We start from the raw sequence: 23,006 nt of genomic DNA on the forward strand, positions 1-23,006 counted from the left end.
AGCCATTCACATGACCGTTTTGTCAGACTGTCTCTTTCATGCCAGATTGCCACACTGGCACCAACCCATCCCTTGATGAAAATACAAGAGTGAGCTTATTCTCATTCTGTTTTTAATTATTTAACCTTTTGCGTCTTGTCGGCTGCTTTGGCGAACCGCACCCAATAGAGCAACGCAAAATGGAGCCTTCTCTCCCTTAGGAATAAAGAAGGCTCCTCTTCTCAGGCTGGATCAGGAACCAATCCAGCCTGCCCTCTCGGTAAAATTTGATCAGGCTTTTTCGTGCTGCGTACGCACGAACGTATCCAGCAACCGAACACCAAAGCCAGTTGCGCCTTTGGGCTGCCCGTTACGGGGCTTGCTGGACCAAGCCGTGCCCGCAATATCCAGATGCGCCCATGGTGTTTCTCCCACAAAACGCTTGAGGAACTGCGCAGCCGTAATGGACCCGCCGGGACGACCACCGATATTCTTCATATCCGCAATGTCGGACTTCAGCAGGGCGTCATATTCCTTGCCCATGGGCATACGCCACAGCTTGTCACCCGTAATCTCACCAGCCTGAGCCAGGCCACCGGCAAGGTTATCATTATTGGAGAACAGTCCGGCATATTCATGCCCGAGGCTGATGATGATAGCCCCCGTCAGAGTAGCCAGATCGACCATCAGTTTGGGCGCAAACCGTTCCCGTGCGTACCACAGGATATCCGCCAGAACCAACCGACCTTCCGCATCCGTGTTCAGAACCTCGATGGTTTGACCAGAGGCGCTCCGCACCACGTCCCCCGGCCGCTGAGCGTTGCCGGAAACCATGTTTTCCACCAGCCCGATGACGCCCACAGCGTTGACCTTGGCTTTGCGGCCCGCCAGTGCCGCCATCAGACCTGTAACGGTGGCAGCGCCTGCCATATCCCACTTCATTTCCTCCATACCCGCTGCGGGTTTGATGGAAATACCGCCGGAATCAAACGTCACCCCTTTGCCAATAAAGGCGAGAGGAGCATCGTCTTTCTCGCCACCGTTCCAGCGCATGATAACGGTGCGGGGTTCGGCATCACTGCCCTGCGCCACACCCAGCAGCGCGCCAAAGCCCAGCTTTTCCATTGCGGGCTGATCCAGCACTTCCACATCCAGACCAAGGCTACGCAGGGTGCTGACACGCTCAGCAAATTCAACCGGATTCAGCACATTCGCTGGCTCTGTCACCAGATCCCGCGTCAGAATGACGCCGCGCGCAACAGCGGACAATGCGGGCCATGCTGCTTCTGCCTGTGCGGCATCAGCCGCCAGCACAGTAAGAGATGCCAGACGATGTGTTTTATCGTCTTCCGGTGCGCCATGGTACAGAGAGAAATGATAAGCACCCAGCACGGCACCAAGGGCGACGTGAGCCGCATGGGGCAAGCTGCCAACAGCCAAAGCTGCCTTTTCCCCGCGCCCAAGAGCAGTGGCCGCAATACCGCCAGCCTTTTCCGCATCCTTGGGTTCAAAAGCCTCAGCGCGGCCCACACCAATCAGAACAACACGATCAAACCCGGCTCCGGGCGCCAGCACAACGGTGGAGGAACCTTCCTTACCGGTAAACTCATCCGCCTTGACGGCGCGGCTCAGAGTGCCGCCGGTTGCATCATCCAGGCTCTTAAACAGTGCAGGAGCTTCCGCGCCTTCAGGCACCAACAAAGCCAGCGCGCCACCCTGCGGCAATGTTTCGGCAGAAAATGAAATCTCAAGCATAAAATCCGGACTCCTCATGCTTTCTTTTAAAGCGGTCACGTATTGTTCAGCCTTTACCGCTCGCTCTCGGACAACCCTTTCGGCAGGAAGCAGAACCGGGCACTCACACTGAGACACGAACAGGTCTGACATGGCCATTCTGGGCAAACTGGGTACGTCTCCCCTGCGGCGTTGGCAATAGCCAGCGCGCCATCCCCCCCGAAAAAACCGCACACCCCGCGTTATCAAGGCACACAGCAGCGAATACCCCTCACCCTGCCTTACTCTGCAACTGGTGCATAAAAACCATCTCCGTTTTTTGCGCAGAATCAGAGTGCGTGGGGCATGACGGCCTCGTTCACTTGTCGTATGGTGCGGGCCATGACCAGCCACACAGATGCAGACCTTCTGGCTCTGGCCGCCCGCCTGGCGGAAGAAGCCGCGGAAATTATCCGCACCATCCGCGCCCGCGGGTTTGAGACACTGACCAAAACAGATGCCTCGCCCGTGACCGAAGCCGACCACGCAGCGGAAGCCCATATCCTCAAAGGATTGCGCTCTGCCGTGCCGGATATTCCCGTCATTGCGGAAGAAGAAGTGGCTTCCGGCCTGCGGGGAGTGGTTTCTCCCTCCTACTGGCTGGTGGACCCGCTGGATGGCACACGCGAATTTGCAGCTGGACGGGATGATTTTACCGTCAATATCGGGCTGGTGCGTGATGGCCGTGCCGTGCTGGGGGCTATGGCTCTCCCAGCATACCACCAGCTTTACACAGGTGGCATCAACGCGCCGGCAGAGCGCAGGGACCGCACGGGCGTTCACCGCATTCACACCCGCACACCGCCAGCAGAAGGGCTGAGTGTTCTGGCATCACGCCACTATGCTGATGATCCGCGTCTGGCGGCTTATCTGGGCGAACGGCGCATTGCCTCTATCGGGAATATCGGTTCTGCCGTGAAGTTTGCGCGCGTGGCGGAAGGCGCGGTGGATTTCTACCCACGCCTTGGCCCGACCATGGAATGGGATACCGCCGCCCCGCAGGCTATTGTGGAAGCGGCTGGCGGCCATATTACCCAACTGGACGGCACCCCGCTGCTTTACGGCAAACCGGACTGGAAAAATCCACCGTTTCTGTGTACCGGAACTCTGTAATTACATCCTTTCTGCGCGCTCTGGTGCTAGTGCCACCAAGCCAGATAAAGCCAGAACCTGTATAAAATTTGAGCTCCCCTAGCGTTAGGGGGCTTAAGCGCGTTAGACGGAACTGCATGACCCAGCGCCTTCCCGCCACACCTTCCGGCCTTGAAACCGCCGCCCGCATTTTGCGGGAAGGAGGGCTTGTGGCGTTTGGAACCGAGACCGTTTACGGCCTTGGAGGAGACGCAACACAACCGGCAGCCGTCGCCCGTATTTTCGAGGCCAAGAACCGGCCACGCTTTAACCCGCTGATCAGTCATTTTGCCACAGCAGACACTGCGTTTGAGCAGGTTGTCGCCACATCGCTGGCGCGTAAGCTCGCACAGGCCTTCTGGCCCGGTCCGCTCACACTGGTTTTGCCGCGTGCCCGCACCAGCACAATCTGTGATCTTGCAGCAGATGGGCTGGAGTCCCTGGCTGTACGGTTACCCAAAGGGGAGTGTGTGCAGGCGCTGTTACAGGCCGTCAATCGTCCCATCGCCGCCCCCTCTGCTAACCGTTCCGGCCGTATCAGCCCCTCAGACGCCAGTCACGTTCTGGAAGAACTGGAAGGACGCATAGACGCCGTGCTGGATAGCGGTCCCTGCGCTGTTGGGCTGGAAAGTACCGTTCTTGATCTGACTTCAGAAGACCGTCCGCTACTACTGCGCCCCGGCGGTATTCCTGCTGAAGCATTGGAAGAAATTTGCGGTCCCCTCGCCTATCCGGAAACAGAGACTGATGCCGCACCGGCCTCTCCCGGCAGAATGCTTTCCCACTACGCCCCTGCGCTGCCGGTACGGCTGAATGCAACTTCCGTAAAACCGACGGAAGGCTTGCTGGCATTTGGCCCGACACCACTTACCGGAGCAGGTGCCGTATGGAATCTCAGCCAGACCGGCAATCTGGAAGAAGCCGCAGCACGCCTGTTTTCCGGGCTGCGTTATCTGGATAAACAAGGAGCCCTGCTTGGCCTGACGGGTGTGGCCGTGCAATCCGTACCTGCGCATGGACTGGGCCGTGCCATTCAGGACCGTCTGCGTCGCGCCGCAGCCCCACGGCCGCTTTGAGGCTTCCATGAGCACATTTGACCCCAAAGAACTCAAAATCCTGTCTGATATTCTGGCTCTGGTGTTGGAAGATCAACCGGGCCAGTCCGCTACAGCGCTGGAAGCCATCAAGAACCGGGCGCGCCGAAACAACATGACCGGCGGTGCGCTGAAAAACCTGTTTCAGGCCATAGCACCAGACCCCTCTCAGGCCCGGAGTGCGACACGTAGCAGCCGCACCGCCCGCGCCAGCACCCCGATGGACGAACATCGCGCCCAATTGCGGCAGATGGCGGAAAGCATCAACAAGCTGGATCGGGATCTGCGCACGGCCCGCGCCCAGAACGAGACCCTGAAATCTCAACTCTATCTGACACAGCAGGCCAGAGCGGAGACACTTGCCCAGTTATCTCAGGTACAGACAGACGCCCGTTATCCACGGCTGATGATTATTTTCATGGCAGTTGGCGCTGGCCTGCTCAGCGGCATTGCCGGAACAGAAGTGTTTCATCTCTTTCAGCATACAGTCTGCAATGCTGCGGATAACGCACGTTATCTCTACTGACCAAACCATGCCGAAGTCTTTTTTGCCGTGCCATACATGATCTGATTTTACGGTACGGAGTATCCGTGTTTCCGCTCACTCCGTTGCGTCCTGTTTTTCAAACAAGGTTTGCCTATGTCTGATGCCTCTCTGCCCCCTGCCCTGCACGATGCCCTTCTGACCCTGCTGGGGCCAGCCGGATTCCTGACCGATGCAACCGACACGGCTTCCTTCTGCACGGACTGGCGGCTGCTGTATCATGGCCGCTGTGCTGCCGTACTGCGCCCGGCAACAACGGAAGACTGTGCGAAAGCTGTTGCCCTGTGTGCTCAGTATGACGTGCCCATGGTGCCCCAAGGCGGCAATACCAGCATGGTTGGAGGCGCGACACCGGATGAAAGCGGCAAGGCAGTTGTCATTTCCACAACACGGATGACGCGCATCCTGAGCATTGATCACGCTGATCTGACCATGACGGTAGAAGCCGGCGTGACGCTCAAGGCCGCACAGGATGCAGCCTGGGCGGAAGACCTGATGCTGCCTCTTTCCATTTCATCGGAAGGATCTGCTGATATTGGGGGTATTCTGGCTACCAATGCTGGCGGCAACAATACTGTGCGCTATGGCAACGCCCGCGAACTGGCTCTGGGGCTGGAAGCCGTGCTGCCGGATGGCTCCATTCTGAATCTGCTGCGCAAGCTGCGCAAGGATAATACAGGTTATGCCCTGCGGCAGCTTCTGGTGGGGTCTGAAGGCACATTGGGTCTTATCACCACCGCCGTGCTTCAGCTTCAGCCCCGCCCTCGCTCGCGCGAGACTGCGTTATGCGCCGTGGCTGACGCCAAGAGCGCGCTGGCTCTGTTCGCGGCCTTCCGCAAGCAGGACCCGGCCGCCATTCAGGCCTTTGAATATATGTCTGGCACCAGCATGGCGCTGGTCAACACACTGATAGAAAGCTGCCCACTTCCCTTGTCTGAGCCTGCACCTGCCTATGTGCTGGTTGAACTGGGCAGCCCGCGTGAAGATGAAAGCCTGCGCACCCTGATGGAAGATGTGCTGGGACAGGCGCTGGAAGAGGGATTGGTAACGGACGCGGTTCTGGCTGAAAGCGAGACCCAGCGCCAGAACATCTGGATGATTCGCGAAGAACACGCAGAAGCCCAGAAACGGGCTGGGGCATCGGTCAAAAACGATGTGTCTGTCCCTCTGGCCGCCATTCCGGACTTTATTGAAGAGGCGACAAAAGCGTGCGAATCCCTGGTTCCGGGCATACGCGTAGCACCCTTCGGCCATATTGGAGACGGCAACATCCACTTCAATCTGGTGCAGCCGGAAGGGGCTGATCCTGCGGCCTTTCTGGCGCAGGATCATGCCTTAATGGATGCGGTTGCTGAGATTGTGAGAAAATTTGGCGGTTCATTCTCGGCCGAGCATGGTGTCGGCCAGTTGAAAACCTACATGATGCCTTCATGGCGTGGTGGGGCGGAACTTGAAACCATGCGCAAGATCAAGAATGCGCTGGACCCCAAAAACCTGATGAACCCCGGAAAAATTTTCCCGTCACACTGAGAAAACCAAACCCTGACGCCTGCATAACGGCGTCAGGATATTTCCTTGCTGTCGGTCGCACTCAGAAACTGAGCGTTATTTGTTACGGGAAAAGAAATCCATTTCCGGACGCCGCAGAGCTGCCAGTTGCAGCAGAAACGCTGGCAGCATGATCAGCCCCAGTTCCGGGCCACCCAGCACCGCAGCGCCAAGTGTAAAAAGCGGGGCCATACGCCGTTCCACCACGGCCGCTCGCGGGCTGCCACACGCCAGAACAGAGCACAGGCCGCCGACAGCAATCATGATGGCGGCCGATATGGCCCGAAACGGATGACGCAGGACATTGGGCGTCAGCCCTCCCATCACGCTATCAAGCGATGACATGTCGGACGACCAGCCAGCCAGACCGAACAGGAAGGTGAACGGCAGCACAAGCACGCCGAACACGTCCTTCAACAACAACAGAAAACCCATAACCAAGGGGGGCAGCAACACAAAGGCCACCCCAACCGCAGCATCGGCTATCAAGAACACAAGAGCGGGGGTTACGGAAGCATTTTTCATACCCCGCACCCTAAGCCAAAATATGGCGAAATGTTAGTTAGTCTTTCCACCATTTCACGGGCTGAGGCTCTTCCACATCCAGTTCCTCTTCCCGCACTTCGTCCGCCATAGCGTAGTCCTCAACCGGGCGGGTACGGGGGCGGCCACGCGGGCGCGCTTCCGCTTTTTTGCGCAGTTCTTCTTTCTCTTCTTCCAACGCAGCGATCTCACGCTGGATGCTGCGTAGCTCCCGCGCCTGTTCCGCCAGATCGGCTTCCCGCTGTTGCAGCTTTTCTTTCAGTTCCCGCACCATCAGATCAGCATGCACCTGACGGGTTTCCATGCTTTTCTGTGCGTTCTGCAACGCTTCAATCTGCTGTTCTGCCTCTTCCGCTCTCAGTTTTTCATCTGCAAGCTGGCGGCGCAGTTTGGAAACTTCACCATTTTCTTCATCTGTGAAGTGCAGCGCGCGTGAGGTGGACATCTTGCCCGGCATGGCCAACGTACGCGGTTTGGTACGCGCCAGAGAATGTTTTTCTACCTGCACATCACCATCTTTTACAAAACGGCGACGTTTGCCCTGCGCAGAATCCGCAGACGGACGAGGCGTTTGCTGCGGCCGTGAGCGAGAGGAAGACCCAAGCCGCTCCAACGCGTTGCGGAGGGAGGCTTCCTCAAATGCTTCATCCTGGCTTTTTTCGGCCACGGGCGTTGATAAAAAAGACGGTGTCTTCATGAATTCGGAAGTCACTCTGCTTTATACTTTCCTGACTCTGCAAACAGTTACCTGAGTTTTCCACATACACGATGCTTTCAGAATAAATCTGAAAATATCAGGAAAAATCATAAGCTACTCTTTTTCGCCTTCAACGGGCAGATAAAACCCAGACAGGCTACATGGGATATATGGATAAAGAAACATTCTGCGCTCTCTTCTTGCTGACAGAATTCTTTCTTTCAGGTGTTAGTCTAACACATCTAATTGCTATTTCCAACACATTCAAAACACAAGAAAAAACTTTTCTATCTGCGCTCAGGTCATATGCGCCATACCTTCAGAGCACATTCCATTACTTTTGCGTCATTACAAAAAAATGAAGCAAGCGCTACTTCGTGGTCTTGATACTATGAATTTTCATTTAGTTTATGGCGTAAATATAGGCCCACTCCCCTTGGCTTCAAGAGGGCACCCAAAGAATATCCTCTTTGCCATCTGCATTGAAATGACGAGCGAGAACAAAAAAATAATCGGAAAGTCTGTTAAGAATTCTTATAAGTTCAGAATTCACACCTTCCTGTTCCGCTAGTGCAACCACACGCCGCTCCGTGGTGCGCGCCTGTGTTCGCGCCAGATGCGCCCATGCGGCAGCAACACTGCCACCGGGCAGGACAAAACTGGTCAAAGGCGCCTGTTTTTGCCGTAGCTGCTCAGTCCACTCTTCCAACTGCACAAGTATCTGGCCTGTCACCCGGCGCGCATGTACTGCCTTTGGCGTATCTGGCTGGCATAAGTCGGCGCCCATATCAAAAAGCAGATTCTGCACCCGCTGCAACTGCTGACGAACAACACAGCCTTCCTTGGTCTGTGTCTGTAAAAGACCAACAACAGCATTCAGTTCGTCCAGACAGCCCATGGCTTCAATCCGCGCATTGCTTTTGGAAACACGCTGACCATCCCCTAACGATGTCTGTCCCGCATCTCCTCCACGCGTTACAACCTTGTCTATCCGTACGCTCATGCGCCCTGCCCTTTAGTCGTGAAAAGTGTTTGGAATCTTAACGTGACTGCCTAGCGGACTTTTAAATGTCTTTCCCGTCACAAAAAATCCTGTGTTGCTGACGCTCTAAACAGGCTCTGGCTCAGAAATAAAGTATTTCGCGTCAGGTTAAGCGCCCCCACACCGGTTTTTCTGTTTCCGCTGCGGCAGGATACGCCCTATAGAAAGCGCATCATGGTATCTTCTTCTCTTATCCCTCGTCTGTGGCGCATATGTGGCGCATTATTTGCTGGCACCGGCACCATTATGGGGGCGCTGACCGCCCACATGCCTGATGCAAATTTTGGTGCAGGTGGCCGCGCCATGGCGCATGGCGCGATGGAAATGCAGATGTGGCACGCACTTGCTCTCATCGTCCTTGGCCTGACCACACATCAAAAACCCGGCCGGTTGCTGGCCATTGGTGGATGCGGACTGTTGTTGGGCACAGTGCTGTTTTGTGGCGGCGTGTATTACACTGCATTTTCTGGCCATCACGCTGCCCATGTCGCCCCCACCGGCGGCAGTATTCTTATCCTCTCGTGGCTCTGCCTTGCTGTTGGATGGGCCTTCCGCGCATGACACAGACCATTCGAGGCGCCTGGCTGGCACCAGAAGGGCTTGAAACTGTTCTGGAGCAGGATCTTGCCCGCCGTGGCGTGACAATAGACCGCTGGCATGGCCAACTGGCACTTTCTGGCCAGCCGTCTGTTTTTTCCCCCTGGGCGCTGGATATCTGGCAGGAGCCGGAAGTGGCTCCTATCACCTCCATTCGCAGTGCAGCGGAAATCCTGCGCGCGCGCCAACGCAACTGGAGCCTGTACGCAGCAGACTGCTTCCGGCGTGCAGCCTTGATAGAAGAACGGCTTCCACCCGTAAAAGCAGCGCCTCTCACGTTTCCCACCGCTCCACCTACAAGCCCGTTGGGCGCGTGGACGCTGCTGGATGCCAGCACACTGCTCTTTTCCGCCCGTAAAAGCAGTCCGTTTGTTAACGGCACGCCCCAATTTGTAGAAGACCGCATCGGTCCCCCCTCCCGCGCCTATCTGAAATTGTGGGAAGCCTGCACCCGCCTCGGCCGCTGGCCCCAGGCTGGCGAGACGTGTCTGGACCTTGGCGCGACCCCCGGCGGGTGGACGTGGGCAATTGCAAAGCTGGGGGCAAACGTCACCGCCATTGATCGCGCACCGCTGGACCCGCGTGTGGCAGCCATGCCTACAGTCTCCTTCCAACAAGGCAGTGCCTTTGGTCTGGACCCAAAGGAAATGCCTGAAGCAGACTGGGTGTTTTCGGATATTATTGCCTACCCCAAGCGCCTTTTTGCGCTCGCGACACGCTGGATAGAGTCAGGCCGTGCCAAACAACTTGTTCTGACTGTCAAATTTCAGGGCGAAACAGACCATGACACAGTGGCCGCTTTTGAAGCCATTCCCGGCGGCCATCTGGCGCATCTTGCCCAGAACAAGCACGAACTGACTTTTTTCTGGACCAAACCGGCACCATGATCCGCACGGGTTCAGGCGCTCCGCGACACGCTCCTGTTCCAAGGCTGCACGACTGACGAAATAAACGGTGGAGTAAGCTTATGCTGCCTCCACCAACAGCATAAGCGTGACCCGCCATGCCACCCCAACCGGACATCTGCCCCAGCACCACCGCGCTTCGCGTAGCCCGGCAACGCGCCTTGCATCAGATACGTGAAGAGGGCCGCCTGTTTTCAGACCCGTTCGCCATTCGCGTTCTGGGTGAAACCGCTGAAACCCTCGTTTTTTCTGAACAAGAGTATGCGAAGGCGCGCCTGCGCCACTTTGTTGCCGCCCGGCAGCGTATTGCGGAAGATGCCCTCGCCAAAGCGGTCAGGCACGGTATGCGCCAGACTGTTATTCTGGGGGCAGGGCTGGATACGTTTGGCCTCAGAAACCCCTTTGCTCCCCTTGGTCTACGGGTTTTTGAAGTGGATGCACCCCAGATGCAGGCATGGAAACGCGCACAACTCCATAAACTGGCCCTGCCGGTTCCGGCCTCCCTGATATATGTCCCCGTCAATTTTGAAACAGACACACTCAGCCAGCGCCTTGAAGAGAGTGGATTCGACCCGACCCAACCGGCTTTTTTCTTCTGGCTGGGCGTGATTCCCTATTTAACCCGCTCTGCAATTACCGCCACATTGGGGTTTATGGGGAAAGTGCCCCATGCAAACGTCGTGTTTGATTACAATGAGCCTGTTTCCAACTACACGGGTCAGGACCGCAAAAACACGCTGGCACGGGAACAGGCCGTTGCGGCTCTGGGCGAACCCTGGCTTTCCCGCTTCCAGCCAGAGGATATGGCGTCCCTGCTCCGCTGTTCCGGTTTCTCACACATACAAGACCGGGACCGTTATGATCTCGCGGCCTATTTTGGTAACGCCACGCCTCGCCCAACCCCAAGGCCAGCCAGCGCGCATATTCTTCACGCATGGCGGTAACGCCCCCTCCGCCCCTCTTATCTCGCCAGATGAGCGCAAAATCGTCCGTCTCTTCGTGTGGGTAAAAAAGATGGGCAGCGCAAGACATCACGCCGTCAGTTTTAAACCCAGCACTGAATACTGGCTACAAACGTATAAACACCTGCGGCAAACTGCGGAAACATCAGTTCATCGCAGCGGACCGTTTGAACGGGCAACTGCAACATGATGCCCAGAAATTCAAAGAGGAAAGATATCTGTTAAAAAGGACACTCCAGAAATATCAGCCCTGAAGAGCAGGATGATCAGGAGCGAATCCTTTAACCTTCCCGCCATATTTTTCAGGCCGCCTTACCGGCGGGCAAACACCTTTTCGCCCATCCGCACAAGCACGACGGCCAGCACGAAACACACAAATATCAGGCCTGCGGCGATCATCTGCTGCTGTTGTGTCACCCCTCCGGCAGCGAGAATCCGCAAAATGCTGCTTCCGGCGTGAAGGCCAGTGACCTGATCAAGCCACGGCAGGATTCTCAGCAATTCGCGCAGCAGGGCTATCAGCAGCACGGTCAGGGCTACCGTGCTGGCTGTTTTGATAAGGGTCTGCTTCAAACTGCCGGGTACAGATGAAGAGGGCGTTTTTCTAGGCATCAAGATCCTTCACATCAGCATAAATCATCATCCGGCAACCCTTGCCTATTGAGGCACCGCCTGACCTTTTTTGCGCATTTCCGCCTGATGCCGTTTGATGGACGTTTTGAAGCCGGGCAGATCAGTTGCAGTCAACGTGTCCACATAGGTTCCGTTTTTCCAGATCCAGCGGTCAGAACTATCCACCAGAATATCCCGCATGCCGCCATGCGTTGTGGACAGCAGGCTGATGGGCCCGCTCACGGAATCCAGAATTTTGCTCCAGCTATTCCCCCGTTTCAGATAAACGTCCGTTGAACAACCAGCCGAGCCACACAGGCTGGCCGACTGTACCTGCACGAACAACGCTATATTCTTGCCATCAGGGGAAAGAAGCGCAGACCCAATCAAAATCAGCGGGGTCTCATGGTGCCGTGCGGCTGCTGCCAGATCATCCGTGTTCAGTTTACGGGCCTCGGCATCCAACCCACTCCCAGGCTGGTGCGTCAGGATAACGGGGTCCCCCCCTTTCTGTGCCGTACTGTGGGTCCGCTTTGCGGCGTGCGCCAAAGAAGGAGCTGCTATCAGCAACGCCCCCGCCAGCACGTGGCCCAGAATGAAAGAACGGTTCAAGGTTGCGATCCCTCCGCAAGCTGTGGAACATCTGTCTATCATGAATACTCACGCTCAAAATACGATCGACACCACCATGCCGGAACATCCACGGCCCGGCCTGTACCGACATTACAAAGGAGGACTGTACACCGTTCTTTGTGTCGGACGCCACAGCGAGACTGAAGAATGGCTTGTCACCTACCGCAGTGAAGCCCTTGGCAGTTACTGGGTCCGGCCATTGGCCATGTGGCAGGAACAGGTGGATGGCATTCCGCGCTTTGCCCTGATTGAAGAAACCGCATCAAAATAATTACGAAAACAAACCATTATTCATGATCCGTTTTCTTTTCACCAACAAGAAAACGGATCAAGTCAACAAGAGTGTAAAAACAGTCCTGAATTCAGGATGGAACCTTTTCTGGAAGGGTGCGTTTTTATTGCCTGTAAGGACATTATAGTTTTTATCAGGAGAGAAACATGATTTCTAAACGCACTATTACTTTTAGCGCAGCCCTTCTTACTGGTGTTCTGGCTCTTTCGCCTGTTCTGGCTCACGCTGAAACCATTTCATCAGAAGGCCATTTTGCTCCCCAGAAATCTGCCGGTGCAGAAGCCACGGGCGGCGTGCGCGCCACGCTTGAAACGCGCAACAATCTGCTCAGCTACACCATTACCTGGAATAACCTTTCAGGCCCGGTTGTGGCGGCTGAGCTTCTGGCTGCCAAATCACTGACTGATACGGCAGACAAAGTGGAACCGCTGAAAGGCCCGTTCACGTCTCCGCTCACCGGCACCATCACGCTCAGCGCGGATGAAATTGAGCAGTATCGCAATGGCCAGCTTTACGTCAGCCTTGGCACGGCAGCCCATCCGCATGGCGAAGTGCGCGCACAGCTTACGCCTGCCGGTGGTGCATCCAGCCACCAGTAATCTCTGTTTCCTAAACGGAGGAAAGGGGCCTGACCACCGTGTCAGGCCCCTTTTTCATCTCCTGTGCTCTAACCGGGCACAAAAAATGGCCGGGTCTCAGCTTTCCTGTGCTTTTACGGTAGCAATCAATTCACCCACAATATCCGGATCAGCCAGGGTGGACAGATCCCCCAGCCCTTCCAGATCATGCGATGCTATCTTACGCAGCAAACGCCGTACAATTTTGCCGGATCGGGTTTTGGGCAGATCCCGCACCACATATATTTTTTCCGGCACTGCATAGCGCCCCACACCTGCCGCCACGGCGGTGTTGACGGCGGACGGATGAAAGACATCCTGCTCTCGAGGCACCACAAACACCACCAGCCCCTGCCCTTTCAGGTCATGGGGGATGCCCACGGCAGCACTTTCCACAACTTCATGGTCTGTGGCTATGGCATCTTCAATTTCTGCCGTGCCAATCCTGTGCCCGGATACATTGACCACATCATCCACACGGCCAGTTATCCAGTAATACCCATCTTCCTCTCGCCGTGCGCCGTCCCCGGTAAAGTAATGGCCCGGACAGGTTGTAAAGTAAGTCTGCCGGAAACGGTCATGATCCCCCCAGATGGACATGGCCTGCCCCGGCCAGGATTGGGCCATGCACAAAAGCCCTTCGCCCGCACCCGCTACTTCCTTGCCCTGCGTATCCAGCAGCACAGCCTCCACGCCCGGCAAAGGCCGCGCAGCCGCACCGGGGCGAGGAACCACACATCCGGCCGCAGCCGTAATCATCACGCCGCCGGTTTCAGTCTGCCACCAGGTATCCACCACTGCGCAGTGGCCTTTGCCCACTTCATCATGGAACCAGTGCCATGCCTCCGGGCTGATCGGCTCGCCCACTGTTCCCAGAATCCGCAGGCTTTTGAGGGAACGGCTCCGCACAACGGCTTCATCTTCACGCATGGCCGCTCTTACAACCGTGGGAGACGTGTAAAAGACAGTCACACCGTTCCGGTCAATCACATCCCACCACTGCCCCGGCTCCGGCCATGACGGCAGACCTTCATACACCATAATGGTCGCGCCATTGGCCAACGGGCCATACACCACATAGGTGTGGCCGGTAATCCAACTGACATCCGCTGTACACCAGAAAATATCGTCTGGTTTGTAGTCAAACACCACAGCGTGGGTAAATGCGGCCCAGGTCAGGTAGCCGCCCGTGCCATGCACCAACCCTTTGGGACGGCCGGTACTGCCAGAGGTATAAAGCAGAAACAGTGGGTCCAGAGCATTCATGCGCTCTGCCGGGCAATCTGCAGCTTCCTTCGCGACTTCCTCCGCATAACGCAGGTCGCGCCCGGGCTGCATGGGCACGTCTGCCCCGGTAACAGGCACCACAATTACATGCCGCACAGCGCTGGCTGCGCCACACCGTGCAATGGCGTCATCCATTGTCGTCTTGCTGGGAATACGCTTGCCACCCCGGCGCGCCACATCGGCCGTCAGCACCACAACGGCGGCGCTATCTGTCAGACGTTCAGCCAATCCTTCGGCTGAGAAACCGCCAAACAGCACCACATGCACAGCGCCCACGCGGGCACACGCCAGCATGGCGATGATCCCTTCCGCCACCATAGGCAGATGAATGGCGACACAGTCCCCTTTTTTAACACCCAGCCTACGCAGAACATTGGCCAACCGGCAGACACGCTCATACAGGTGCCGATAGGACAACACTTCCCGCTGGCCGGCTTCCTGCCCTTCCCAGATCAGGGCCGTTTTCTCCGGCTGTGTGCGCACATGGCGGTCCAGACAGTTTTCTGAAGCGTTCAGAAATCCATCAGCATACCACTCTATCCGAACATCCTGCGTGAAGTCCGAGCGGGAGGCCTGCGTGGGCGGGGTTTGCCATGTCAGGCGGCGAGCCTGCTGGAGCCAGAAGGCTTCAGGATTTGTGTGCGCTTCCCGCACCATGCCATCATATTGCCCGGCAGACAGCGTTGCGCCACCGGGGGTTACAAACGCGTCTGACACGTTCTCCCGCCCTTTCTTCTTGTTTTGCCGCTCGAGACCCAATGTTCGAAGCCGAAACGGTTTCATCACATTAACGCGATTGGGGAAAGGTATGCCGCCCGATACGGCCAGATTAAACTTGGTTTATAATAACAAGAAAAAAGGCCGACTGCTTTGCGCAGCCGACCTTCCCCCTTTTTACAACTCTTACCCTACAAGGCCTGAACCCGCAGGAAAGACCTGAGAACCTGTGTCTTACAGTGCAGCCTTGGCGCGAGACAGAACTGCCGCGCAGGTTTTCTGGCGCACCGGAATGCTGGATGTTGCAATGGAATAGGTCTTGCCATTGGCCTGAAGCTGCCCGGCTGTGCCACGGGCGTAATACATGTTGCCTTCCTGGCCATCCGGCACGGCGTTGGTCTTCTGGTTGTAAGACTGCAGCACCTTGAAGCCATCATCATAGTCAACATAGTTGCCCTGGGTGCAGTAGTTCAGCAGCCCGGCCACTTCAACCGGATTGATGGACCCCACATAACCGGACAGATCGGCATCTGTCTGGATAGCGCCTTTGCCACCGGCTTCAGCCTGTTCACCACCCTTGGAAACCGGAGCGGGGGTATCGGCAGCGTGCGCAAACACAGGCGCGCCAGCCAGCATTGTTGTAACAGCAAGCGCCGACAGGGCACGTACGGAAATCAGTTTCATTCAGAATCTCCCTAGCGGAATAAGCGCCAAACTGCCCTGCAAACCACAGAAAGATCAAGCCAGCCCTCTGCGCATCTCAAGCATGGCAGACCTCAGATATCACTCAGCTTTTTCCGCTCCTCCCTACCCATTTCATCCCGATGCAAGTCCTCTCTCCCCTCCTGCGCCTTTGCTCTAGAGAAAACCTTGCAAGCCCTGCGGATGGACAGCCCCCCGCTCCCACAACATCAACTTCTGGAAAACGTAATGAGCCCAGCATCATTTTCCGGGTTTTTATGGCGTTCTGAAACCACGCGGGCGCAAGGCTGGCCCGTGGAGAGATAGAGGGCTGACACCCTGCCTGCACCACCCCGGCACGCGGCTTGGCAGTAACGTCCCGCACCACCAGTTCGCCCTGCCTCCGGCAGCCTGTTCACAATATAGTGACCACCGACTTTTCCTGCGCTGCCCATCATCGCCCAGCAGATACGTTCATCCGGCAGGTTACTGCGTCATCTGCCACAGGCATTTTCGTTCTCCTGACGAGACGGGTTGGCATAACAGACTGACGCTCTCTATGATGCCATCAGATGTTTCTGGTCGATTTTTTGGAGCCCCCCACGGATGCTACCTGCTAGCCTTTTCAACAAAACGGAATTTGCAGGCCATGGCACCGCGTCAGAAACCATTTGCGCGGCTTTGCGCAAGGCGATTCTGAACGACACTCTGGAGGCAGGGCGGGCTTTACCTCAGTCTGAACTGGCAAACGGTTTTGGCGTCAGTATCATCCCGGTCAGGGAAGCCCTCAAACATCTTGAAGCCGAAGGACTGGTGGCATTTCTGCCCAACCGCGGAGCAACCGTGGTGGGTATGAACGAAGCCGATATTCTTGAATATTCCCATATCCGCGCTCTGCTGGAAGAACAGGCGGCGGGAGATGCCGTGCGGAACATGACCCGTGTGGATCTGGCCCGCATAGAAGATGCCTATGACGCCTTTGTGGAAGGTGTAAGCGGCCCGGATGGCACGGTGAAGTCCGGTGCCCTGAACCGTGCCTTTCATAACGCCATCTATGCCGCCGCAGGCAAACCCCGCCTGCTTGAAATGATTGATGATCTGCACAACAAGCTGGACCGCTACATCCGTGGCCATCTGCTAATTGAAGGCCGTAAGAGCACGACGGATGAAGAACACCTCGCCATTCTGGAAGCCTGCCGGGCGCGAGATGCAGATCTGGCTGCACGGCTGACCCGTATTCATATTCTGGATGCCGCCGATATCTCGGTTAAAGTATTCCGCAATAAGAAATCTCAGGCCAAAATCCGCTGAACCCGCAAGCGGGTGGCTTGGCACTGATAGAGTGGTTTCCTCTTCTTCTGGCCTTTCGTAACGGCTGATTATTCCCGTCTCTTCTGGTCCCGCGTTCCATCCTTCGCAGACAGATGCGCCCTTGCACAAAGGGCGTGCGCAGACTGCTGCCCTCACAAGTAATATATGATCTTGCAAATCATATATTATCATGCGAAGGACGAAAAACGTTATGAAGCCAAAACTTCCTGAGTCTCGGAATGATCAGGAAGCGCAGGCACTCCACATGCCGGAATAGAAGCCCATGTCAGTGTATGACACTTTCGCCCCCGCGTTTTCTTCCCGCACGCCCCTGCGCAAGGCTATTGTTGAGGCTATTCGCAAGCCGGAAGCGGCCTGCGTCACGGCTCTCACGCCCGCTGCAACACTGACCGACGCTGAAAGCCACGCCACCACCGCTCTGGCGACCCGCCTTGCTGAAAAGCTCCGGGCGGAACGGAACCCGGGCCTGGTCGAAACACTGGTACAGGAATTCTCCCTTTCTTCTGCCGAAGGGGTGGCCCTGATGTGTCTGGCCGAAGCCCTGCTGCGTATTCCTGACACCGCCACGCGTGATGCTCTGATTCAGGACAAGATTGGCGAGGGAAACTGGCTGGCCCATGCCTCTCGCGGTCGGCCGCTGTTTGCCAATGCGGCGGCTTGGGGGTTGGCGCTGACAGGCAGACTGGTGGCCGAGCGGGACGAGAAAGATCTGACCACTGCATTGCTGGGCTTTGTAAAACGCGCCACCAAGCCGGTTATCCGCAAAGCCGTTGATGCCGCCATGCGCCTGATGGGCGAACAGTTCGTGCTGGGCGAAACCATTGAACAGGCCCGCAAAAACAGCACAAAGCTGGAAGAGATCGGTTTTTCCTATTCCTATGACATGTTGGGAGAAGCCGCGTTCACAGCACAGGACGCCAACCGTTACCGGCAGGATTACATCAACGCCATTCATGCCATTGGCCGCAGTGCCAAAGGCGCAAATGTGTATGAACGCCCGGGCATTTCCATCAAGCTTTCCGCCCTGCACCCGCGCTACGCCCGCGCGCAACGCGAACGGGTTATGACAGAACTGCTGGCTGTTGTGCAGGAACTCACCCTGCTTGCCCGCAGCTATGACATTGGCATCAATATTGATGCGGAAGAAAGCGAAAGGCTGGATATCTCGCTTGATCTACTGGAAGCGCTTTGCCAGACCCCCGGCCTGGAAGGCTGGAACGGCATTGGCTTTGTGGTGCAGGCTTACGGCAAACGCTGCCCATACGTGCTGGACTTCATTATTGACCTTGCACGCCGCACCAACCGCAGGCTGATGGTTCGGCTTGTTAAAGGCGCTTACTGGGACAGTGAAATCAAGAAAGCACAGGTCGATGGCCTATCTGATTTCCCGGTTTATACCCGCAAGAGCCACACAGATATCAGCTACATTGCCTGCGCCCGCAAACTGTTGACCGCACGGGATGTCATCTTCCCGCAATTTGCCACCCATAATGCCCGCACGCTTTCCACCATCTATACTCTCGCAGGTGAAAAGTTTGAGATTGGGTCATATGAGTTCCAATGCCTGCATGGCATGGGCGAACCTCTTTACAAGCAGGTTGTCGGGGCAGAAAAACTGGGGCGCCCCGCACGGATCTATGCACCTGTCGGCACACATGAAACACTACTGGCTTATCTTGTGCGTCGCCTTTTGGAAAACGGGGCCAACTCTTCCTTTGTGAACCAGATTGGTGATGAAAACATTCCGGTTTCCGCCTTGGTGGAAGATCCGCTTGAAGTAGCACGCAGCTTCACACCCTACGGCGCGCCCCATTCCGAAATCCGTAAACCGGCAGATCTGTTTGGTGCAGAACGTCGCAACTCCGCTGGCACAGATCTGGCGGACGATCAGGTTCTTGCAACCCTTGCTGAGGGATTGAAAAACGCACCTGAAACATGGACAGCGGGTCCCATCATCGTCGGCCAGAAGCCCAAAGGGACTGCGGCCCCCGTTACCAATCCTGCCAACCGTCAGGACGTGGTTGGCACGGTGGTGCTGGCTACACCGGCTGTTGTCAAAAAAGCTGTTACAGCTGCGGAAAAAACCAAGGCTGACTGGGCGAGCACCTCTCCCGCCATCCGCGCGGACATTCTGGAAAAAGCCTCTGACCTGCTGGAGGCCCGGCAGGATGAACTGCTGGCTCTGCTATCCCGTGAAGCTGGTAAATCCCTGCCCAACGGCATTGCGGAAGTGCGTGAAGCGGTCGATTTTCTCCGCTATTATGGCGCACTCATACGCCGGGACTTTGATAACAGCACCCATGTGCCTCTTGGCACCGTAGCGTGCATCAGCCCCTGGAATTTTCCGTTAGCCATTTTCACCGGGCAGATTGCCGCAGCACTCGCCGCTGGCAACGTGGTATTGGCCAAACCGGCTGAAGAAACGCCCCTGATTGCCGCATTGGCCGTTGGCATCCTGCACGAAGCAGGCGTGCCCGCTGGCGCGCTGCAACTCCTGACGGGAGAAGGAGACATTGGCGCAGCGCTGGTGGGGGATGATCGCGTTGCGGGCGTGATGTTCACCGGCTCCACCATGGTTGCGCAGGCCATTAATCGTCAGCTTGAAACCCGCCGCACCCATACGGGCCAGCCCGTGCCGCTTATTGCGGAAACTGGCGGCCAGAACGCTATGATTGTCGATTCCACGGCATTAGCAGAGCAGGTTGTGGCCGATGTTGTGGCTTCCGCTTTTGACAGCGCAGGCCAGCGCTGCTCCGCCCTGCGTCTGCTATGTGTTCAGGAAGACTGCGCGGACCATATTCTGACCATGTTGCGCGGTGCCATGCGCGAGTTGCGCATGGGCAACCCGGCCCTGCTTTCAACCGATGTTGGCCCGGTGATTACGGCAGAAGCTGCTGAGGGGATAAGCAAACATATTGAAAGCTTCCGTCAGAAAAAGGCACCGGTTTTTGCTCTCTCTACGCCGGAAGCCTGTTCCAATGGCAGCTTTGTGCCCCCTACAGTGATTGAAATCAACTCGGTGCGGGAAATGGGCGCGGAGGTGTTCGGCCCCGTGCTGCACGTACTGCGTTATTCCCGCAGTGGGCTGGATCAGCTTCTGGCCGATATCAATGCAACAGGGTACGGCCTAACCTTTGGTCTGCACACCCGCATTGAATCGACCGTTCAGCATGTTCTGTCCCGTGTGGACGCGGGCAATCTGTATGTAAACCGCAACACCATTGGCGCTGTGGTTGGCGTGCAGCCCTTCGGTGGACGTGGGCTTTCTGGCACCGGCCCCAAAGCTGGCGGTCCGTTGATTCTGCGCCGCCTGCTGGCTCAGGCCCCCACCGTTCCGCAACTGGTGCGAGGCCGTGTGCCCGCCGCCATGACAGCATGGACTGACTGGCTCCGTGAGCAGGGAGAAAGCACTTCCGCCCGAACGGCTGCGGCTCTCGCCCGTCAGCCACTGGTGGAGGGTGAGACCGCCCTCCCCGGCCCTGTTGGGGAGAAAAACCTCTACAATCTTGCGCCGCGCGGCAATGTGCTCTGTATTCCAGCCACTAAGGCAGGCTTGTATGATCAGATTTCTCTCACTCTCAGCGGCGGAAATACGGCGCTCATTCTGGCAGATGAATCCATTGCAAGCTGGTACGTCAGCCTGCCCGAAGCCATCCGCGCCAAGGTAAAACTGGTGGCAAGCGCCACTGCGGAACCTTGCGCCATCGTGTTAAGCGAACGTGATGATGCCGCCTTTGCTGCGGCCCGGCAGGCTCTGGCGAATAGCACCGCCCCCATCGCTTCAGCGTGGATTACGGGCAACGGCCTTCCCTCTGCTGAATGTGTGTTGGAAGAACAATCCCGCAGCATCAACACAACGGCTGCTGGAGGAAATGCCAGCCTGATGACACTCGGTTAACCAGCAGCCACCATCAAGCCAAAGCTGAGATACAGGCAGTTCCTTCCTGTATCTCAGCGTGCCTTGAGCCCAGTTGGGCATAACAATCTTTTGCCGGACGGGTTTTAACAAGAGAGAAAGTTCTCTGCCTCTTTGCAGGCTGTGTGAATAACCGGGGAGGCTTCTCAAAGCGCCTTCCTGCAAGAAGCAGCCTTCTCCATCTGCTGCCCTGATAAAGAATTACCATCTCCGGCCATGATTCTTCTTGTTCCCTCAGGGCCTGACCTCTTTTTTCTTAAAACTGCCTCTACTGAAAATCGGCTTGAAATTTTTTGACCGCCGCCAGAGCACAGGCTTCATCCTTATCACCACCCGGTGCGCCAGACACGCCAAGACCACCCAGAACTGTGCCACCAGATGCCGTGCGCAATGTTACACCGCCCGGAACAAACAGAACTTCCGGAATGGTGTTCAGTGCCCCGTTGGCAGGTCCTGTCACTTTGGCGGCAATCAGTTCGCTAGTTGTGTTCTTGTTAAACGCCAGCCCGTACGAATAAGCCGTATAAGCTTTGCGATAGGAGACCGAGAGCGACTGCAACGGCACCGTATCGCCTTTAATAACAACCTGCTGATGCCCCGTGGTGTCCACCACCGTCGCCGTTACGGAATATCCCTGTGCCTGACACACCCGCACGGCTTCCGCCGCAAGATGCTCTGCGGTGGACCAATCCAGTTTTTGCAAGGATACAATATGGCTTTGCGCACAGGCCACCGAATGCCACGCCCCCGCCACCATCATACCCGCGCACATTACTGACGCGATAAAACCTGCGGGCTTGTAAAACATGATTTTCGCACTCCTGCTGCCATTATACCAAAGAACGGTGTGACAGGGGGAGAAACGCCCGCAAATCAAAAATGCAAGAGCAGACAAACTTCTTTTCTCATCCACCGTTTCCTGCTCAAGATCGGCATGCAAAAAGCCGTGCAACAGCCCCATAGGAGCCTTGACAACAGAACCACACAAAAACGTGAAAAAATGATATGAGACCCCTTATCCCTCTTTATCCACCACTTTATTGTCCGGAGATTTCATGACCACCCGCGCAGGCCACGACCCCCGACTGGTTGCCGCCATTATCTTGGTAACCATGGCCATGGGCATGCTTGATGCCGTATCCCTGCTGCACCTGAAAATCTTTGCTGGTTACATGACAGCGACCATCCTGCTCATGGCGGTGCATATTGCGACATCGGAAACGGTGGTACTGTCCGGCTTTGAAGCAATTGGCCTCTATCTTCTGGGGGCCGTTACGGGTGGACGCCTTACCCGAAGGGACCGCACGGTTCGCTACGCTGTGGGGGATATCCTGTTGCGTGTTGGTCTGCTGGTGGGGCTGACCGCTTTGGTCTGGGCGGCCAATCCACCGGGCCGTACCTACATCACACTCGGCCTGCTGGCTTTTGCCATGGGCATGCAAACCTCCGCCACGCGGCACGCCAGAGTAGCGGACATGAGCCTGCCTGCCGCCACCATGCTGCTGCATGGTCTGGCCCACAACAGCAGTATTGCCGGAGGCTCCAATCCCGGCACATGGCGCAGGTTGGCCGCCATCGGCAGCCTGTTTGTGGGCGCCGTTATCGGCACGTTGGTTTCCAGCCACAGCATATCCCTGTCCATCGCCATTGCCGGGGCGACCATTCTTTCAGCAGGAACGCTGCTTTATCTGCGCGAACACGGCCTGCTGGTGCGTCTGGACAGTCTGACCATTCACTAAATGGAGTGGGTAAGAGCCTGACAGGCCGGACGTAAAGTGTAGCAGTCAGCCTAAAAATCTATCAGCTTGATCTGGCGCATTTTCAGCGGGTGACTGTGTGGGATTTGCATCCCGATGGCCCCGCATCTCGTCTTCAAATCCATCCGTCAGTCTTTCAAACTCCCCTTCCCTGAACTGCTTGTTCAGAACAGCCTCTAAAAGTCAGAAACAGAAGGCTAACAAGGATGCGTCGGGTGGAGGCCTCTGCAAAGAAAGTCCGCCCGCCCCTACAGGCACAAAGGGAATACTCTCTTCAAACGGTTTTGCCTTACGGCTTGCGCTCCCCACGCATCGAGGTGATAATTCTATCGTAACAATATAGCGGA

The 23,006-nt window shown here is 56.5% G+C and carries 21 protein-coding genes; 12 read left to right on the plus strand and 9 right to left on the minus strand.

The annotated features are described in order from the left end of the window. Nucleotides 1-270: 270 nt before the first annotated feature. Entirely contained in the window at nt 271-1,734 is a 1,464-nt protein-coding gene (locus tag AD948_RS08680) for a leucyl aminopeptidase (RefSeq protein ID WP_061471504.1), read from the minus strand. A 360-nt stretch (nt 1,735-2,094) separates the two neighbouring features. On the opposite strand from AD948_RS08680, the gene AD948_RS08685 reads away from it, so the two are divergent. From AD948_RS08685 to AD948_RS08700, 4 genes are all read left to right on the plus strand, one after another. Beyond that, complete coding sequence (locus tag AD948_RS08685; protein ID WP_211264461.1) at nt 2,095-2,865, plus strand: 3'(2'),5'-bisphosphate nucleotidase CysQ family protein; 771 nt, start codon at nt 2,095-2,097, stop codon at nt 2,863-2,865. Nucleotides 2,866-2,981: 116 nt separating this feature from the next. Beyond that, nucleotides 2,982-3,959 (plus strand): L-threonylcarbamoyladenylate synthase, encoded by a 978-nt coding sequence (locus tag AD948_RS08690; RefSeq protein WP_061471506.1) that lies wholly within the window; start codon nt 2,982-2,984, stop codon nt 3,957-3,959. 7 nt (nt 3,960-3,966) lie between these two features. Next, the gene (locus AD948_RS08695) at nt 3,967-4,503 is read left to right on the plus strand and encodes a hypothetical protein (RefSeq protein ID WP_006559263.1); all 537 of its coding nucleotides are present in this window, start codon (nt 3,967-3,969) and stop codon (nt 4,501-4,503) included. A 114-nt stretch (nt 4,504-4,617) separates the two neighbouring features. Beyond that, nucleotides 4,618-6,051, plus strand: coding sequence for an FAD-binding oxidoreductase (locus AD948_RS08700; RefSeq protein WP_061471507.1), 1,434 nt, complete (start codon nt 4,618-4,620; stop codon nt 6,049-6,051). Nucleotides 6,052-6,126: 75 nt separating this feature from the next. Here the strand turns inward: AD948_RS08700 and AD948_RS08705 are convergent, their stop codons facing one another. The 3 genes from AD948_RS08705 to AD948_RS08720 all read right to left on the minus strand — a co-directional run bounded on the left by AD948_RS08705 (nt 6,127) and on the right by AD948_RS08720 (nt 8,312). Further along, on the minus strand, nt 6,127-6,594 hold the full coding sequence (locus tag AD948_RS08705) for a hypothetical protein (RefSeq protein WP_006559261.1): 468 nt from the start codon (nt 6,592-6,594) through the stop codon (nt 6,127-6,129). Between the two features lie 37 nt (nt 6,595-6,631). Next, a complete protein-coding gene (locus AD948_RS08710) occupies nt 6,632-7,309 on the minus strand; it encodes a hypothetical protein (protein ID WP_061471508.1) in 678 nt (225 codons plus the stop codon). 442 nt (nt 7,310-7,751) lie between these two features. After that, entirely contained in the window at nt 7,752-8,312 is a 561-nt protein-coding gene (locus tag AD948_RS08720; RefSeq protein ID WP_061471510.1) for a cob(I)yrinic acid a,c-diamide adenosyltransferase, read from the minus strand. A gap of 213 nt (nt 8,313-8,525) precedes the next feature. On the opposite strand from AD948_RS08720, the gene AD948_RS08725 reads away from it, so the two are divergent. The 3 genes from AD948_RS08725 to AD948_RS08735 all read left to right on the plus strand — a co-directional run bounded on the left by AD948_RS08725 (nt 8,526) and on the right by AD948_RS08735 (nt 10,797). Then, nucleotides 8,526-8,912 carry a DUF423 domain-containing protein gene (locus tag AD948_RS08725; RefSeq protein ID WP_237913102.1) on the plus strand — a complete coding sequence of 129 codons (387 nt, stop codon included), beginning with the start codon at nt 8,526-8,528 and terminating at the stop codon, nt 8,910-8,912. After that, nucleotides 8,909-9,835 carry an SAM-dependent methyltransferase gene (locus tag AD948_RS08730; RefSeq protein ID WP_061471531.1) on the plus strand — a complete coding sequence of 309 codons (927 nt, stop codon included), beginning with the start codon at nt 8,909-8,911 and terminating at the stop codon, nt 9,833-9,835. Before AD948_RS08725 ends, AD948_RS08730 begins: the two co-directional genes overlap by 4 nt. A 116-nt stretch (nt 9,836-9,951) precedes the next feature. Then, nucleotides 9,952-10,797 (plus strand): SAM-dependent methyltransferase, encoded by an 846-nt coding sequence (locus AD948_RS08735; protein WP_061471511.1) that lies wholly within the window; start codon nt 9,952-9,954, stop codon nt 10,795-10,797. A gap of 330 nt (nt 10,798-11,127) precedes the next feature. Here AD948_RS08735 and AD948_RS08740 read toward each other — a convergent pair whose 3' ends face one another. Continuing rightward, entirely contained in the window at nt 11,128-11,427 is a 300-nt protein-coding gene (locus tag AD948_RS08740) for a hypothetical protein (protein ID WP_061471512.1), read from the minus strand. Between the two features lie 45 nt (nt 11,428-11,472). Then, a complete protein-coding gene (locus AD948_RS08745) occupies nt 11,473-12,039 on the minus strand; it encodes a hypothetical protein (protein WP_061471513.1) in 567 nt (188 codons plus the stop codon). 40 nt (nt 12,040-12,079) lie between these two features. On the opposite strand from AD948_RS08745, the gene AD948_RS08750 reads away from it, so the two are divergent. Together AD948_RS08750 and AD948_RS08755 are read left to right on the plus strand one after the other, a co-directional pair. After that, a complete protein-coding gene (locus AD948_RS08750; protein WP_006559251.1) occupies nt 12,080-12,331 on the plus strand; it encodes a DUF1653 domain-containing protein in 252 nt (83 codons plus the stop codon). Between the two features lie 167 nt (nt 12,332-12,498). Next, nucleotides 12,499-12,951 carry a CHRD domain-containing protein gene (locus tag AD948_RS08755; RefSeq protein WP_061471514.1) on the plus strand — a complete coding sequence of 151 codons (453 nt, stop codon included), beginning with the start codon at nt 12,499-12,501 and terminating at the stop codon, nt 12,949-12,951. A gap of 96 nt (nt 12,952-13,047) precedes the next feature. Here AD948_RS08755 and acs read toward each other — a convergent pair whose 3' ends face one another. Together acs and AD948_RS08765 are read right to left on the minus strand one after the other, a co-directional pair. Beyond that, a complete protein-coding gene (gene acs / locus AD948_RS08760) occupies nt 13,048-14,973 on the minus strand; it encodes an acetate--CoA ligase (protein ID WP_082782377.1) in 1,926 nt (641 codons plus the stop codon). Between the two features lie 234 nt (nt 14,974-15,207). Continuing rightward, nucleotides 15,208-15,657, minus strand: a complete 450-nt coding sequence (locus AD948_RS08765; protein ID WP_006560090.1) for a DUF2501 domain-containing protein — start codon at nt 15,655-15,657, stop codon at nt 15,208-15,210. Between the two features lie 603 nt (nt 15,658-16,260). Here AD948_RS08765 and AD948_RS08775 point away from each other — a divergent pair. Together AD948_RS08775 and putA are read left to right on the plus strand one after the other, a co-directional pair. Next, the gene (locus tag AD948_RS08775) at nt 16,261-16,965 is read left to right on the plus strand and encodes a GntR family transcriptional regulator (RefSeq protein WP_058988474.1); all 705 of its coding nucleotides are present in this window, start codon (nt 16,261-16,263) and stop codon (nt 16,963-16,965) included. Nucleotides 16,966-17,248: 283 nt separating this feature from the next. Beyond that, a complete protein-coding gene (putA, locus tag AD948_RS08780; RefSeq protein ID WP_061471516.1) occupies nt 17,249-20,884 on the plus strand; it encodes a bifunctional proline dehydrogenase/L-glutamate gamma-semialdehyde dehydrogenase PutA in 3,636 nt (1,211 codons plus the stop codon). 286 nt (nt 20,885-21,170) lie between these two features. Here the strand turns inward: putA and AD948_RS08785 are convergent, their stop codons facing one another. Next, on the minus strand, nt 21,171-21,674 hold the full coding sequence (locus AD948_RS08785; protein ID WP_408736062.1) for a GlcG/HbpS family heme-binding protein: 504 nt from the start codon (nt 21,672-21,674) through the stop codon (nt 21,171-21,173). A gap of 283 nt (nt 21,675-21,957) precedes the next feature. On the opposite strand from AD948_RS08785, the gene AD948_RS08790 reads away from it, so the two are divergent. Further along, nucleotides 21,958-22,641: a YoaK family protein gene (locus tag AD948_RS08790; protein WP_039905264.1), complete on the plus strand. Its 684-nt coding sequence runs from the start codon at nt 21,958-21,960 to the stop codon at nt 22,639-22,641. Nucleotides 22,642-23,006 lie beyond the last annotated feature (365 nt).

The organism is Acetobacter senegalensis (assembly GCF_001580995.1).
GTDB classification, from domain to species: Bacteria; Pseudomonadota; Alphaproteobacteria; order Acetobacterales; family Acetobacteraceae; genus Acetobacter; species Acetobacter senegalensis.

Excerpts from the sequence above, each read along its gene's own strand:
- AD948_RS08730 (WP_061471531.1), top strand. The coding sequence starts at position 8,909 with ATGACACAGACCATTCGAGGCGCCTGGCTGGCACCAGAAGGGCTTGAA.
- AD948_RS08690 (WP_061471506.1), top strand. The coding sequence starts at position 2,982 with ATGACCCAGCGCCTTCCCGCCACACCTTCCGGCCTTGAAACCGCCGCC.
- AD948_RS08735 (WP_061471511.1), top strand. The coding sequence starts at position 9,952 with ATGCCACCCCAACCGGACATCTGCCCCAGCACCACCGCGCTTCGCGTA.
- AD948_RS08720 (WP_061471510.1), bottom strand. The coding sequence starts at position 8,312 with ATGAGCGTACGGATAGACAAGGTTGTAACGCGTGGAGGAGATGCGGGA.
- AD948_RS08725 (WP_237913102.1), top strand. The coding sequence starts at position 8,526 with ATGGTATCTTCTTCTCTTATCCCTCGTCTGTGGCGCATATGTGGCGCA.
- AD948_RS08685 (WP_211264461.1), top strand. The coding sequence starts at position 2,095 with ATGACCAGCCACACAGATGCAGACCTTCTGGCTCTGGCCGCCCGCCTG.
- AD948_RS08740 (WP_061471512.1), bottom strand. The coding sequence starts at position 11,427 with ATGCCTAGAAAAACGCCCTCTTCATCTGTACCCGGCAGTTTGAAGCAG.
- putA (WP_061471516.1), top strand. The coding sequence starts at position 17,249 with ATGTCAGTGTATGACACTTTCGCCCCCGCGTTTTCTTCCCGCACGCCC.
- AD948_RS08680 (WP_061471504.1), bottom strand. The coding sequence starts at position 1,734 with ATGCTTGAGATTTCATTTTCTGCCGAAACATTGCCGCAGGGTGGCGCG.
- AD948_RS08775 (WP_058988474.1), top strand. The coding sequence starts at position 16,261 with ATGCTACCTGCTAGCCTTTTCAACAAAACGGAATTTGCAGGCCATGGC.
- AD948_RS08700 (WP_061471507.1), top strand. The coding sequence starts at position 4,618 with ATGTCTGATGCCTCTCTGCCCCCTGCCCTGCACGATGCCCTTCTGACC.
- AD948_RS08785 (WP_408736062.1), bottom strand. The coding sequence starts at position 21,674 with ATGTGCGCGGGTATGATGGTGGCGGGGGCGTGGCATTCGGTGGCCTGT.
- AD948_RS08755 (WP_061471514.1), top strand. The coding sequence starts at position 12,499 with ATGATTTCTAAACGCACTATTACTTTTAGCGCAGCCCTTCTTACTGGT.
- AD948_RS08765 (WP_006560090.1), bottom strand. The coding sequence starts at position 15,657 with ATGAAACTGATTTCCGTACGTGCCCTGTCGGCGCTTGCTGTTACAACA.
- AD948_RS08750 (WP_006559251.1), top strand. The coding sequence starts at position 12,080 with ATGAATACTCACGCTCAAAATACGATCGACACCACCATGCCGGAACAT.
- AD948_RS08695 (WP_006559263.1), top strand. The coding sequence starts at position 3,967 with ATGAGCACATTTGACCCCAAAGAACTCAAAATCCTGTCTGATATTCTG.
- AD948_RS08790 (WP_039905264.1), top strand. The coding sequence starts at position 21,958 with ATGACCACCCGCGCAGGCCACGACCCCCGACTGGTTGCCGCCATTATC.
- AD948_RS08710 (WP_061471508.1), bottom strand. The coding sequence starts at position 7,309 with ATGAAGACACCGTCTTTTTTATCAACGCCCGTGGCCGAAAAAAGCCAG.
- AD948_RS08705 (WP_006559261.1), bottom strand. The coding sequence starts at position 6,594 with ATGAAAAATGCTTCCGTAACCCCCGCTCTTGTGTTCTTGATAGCCGAT.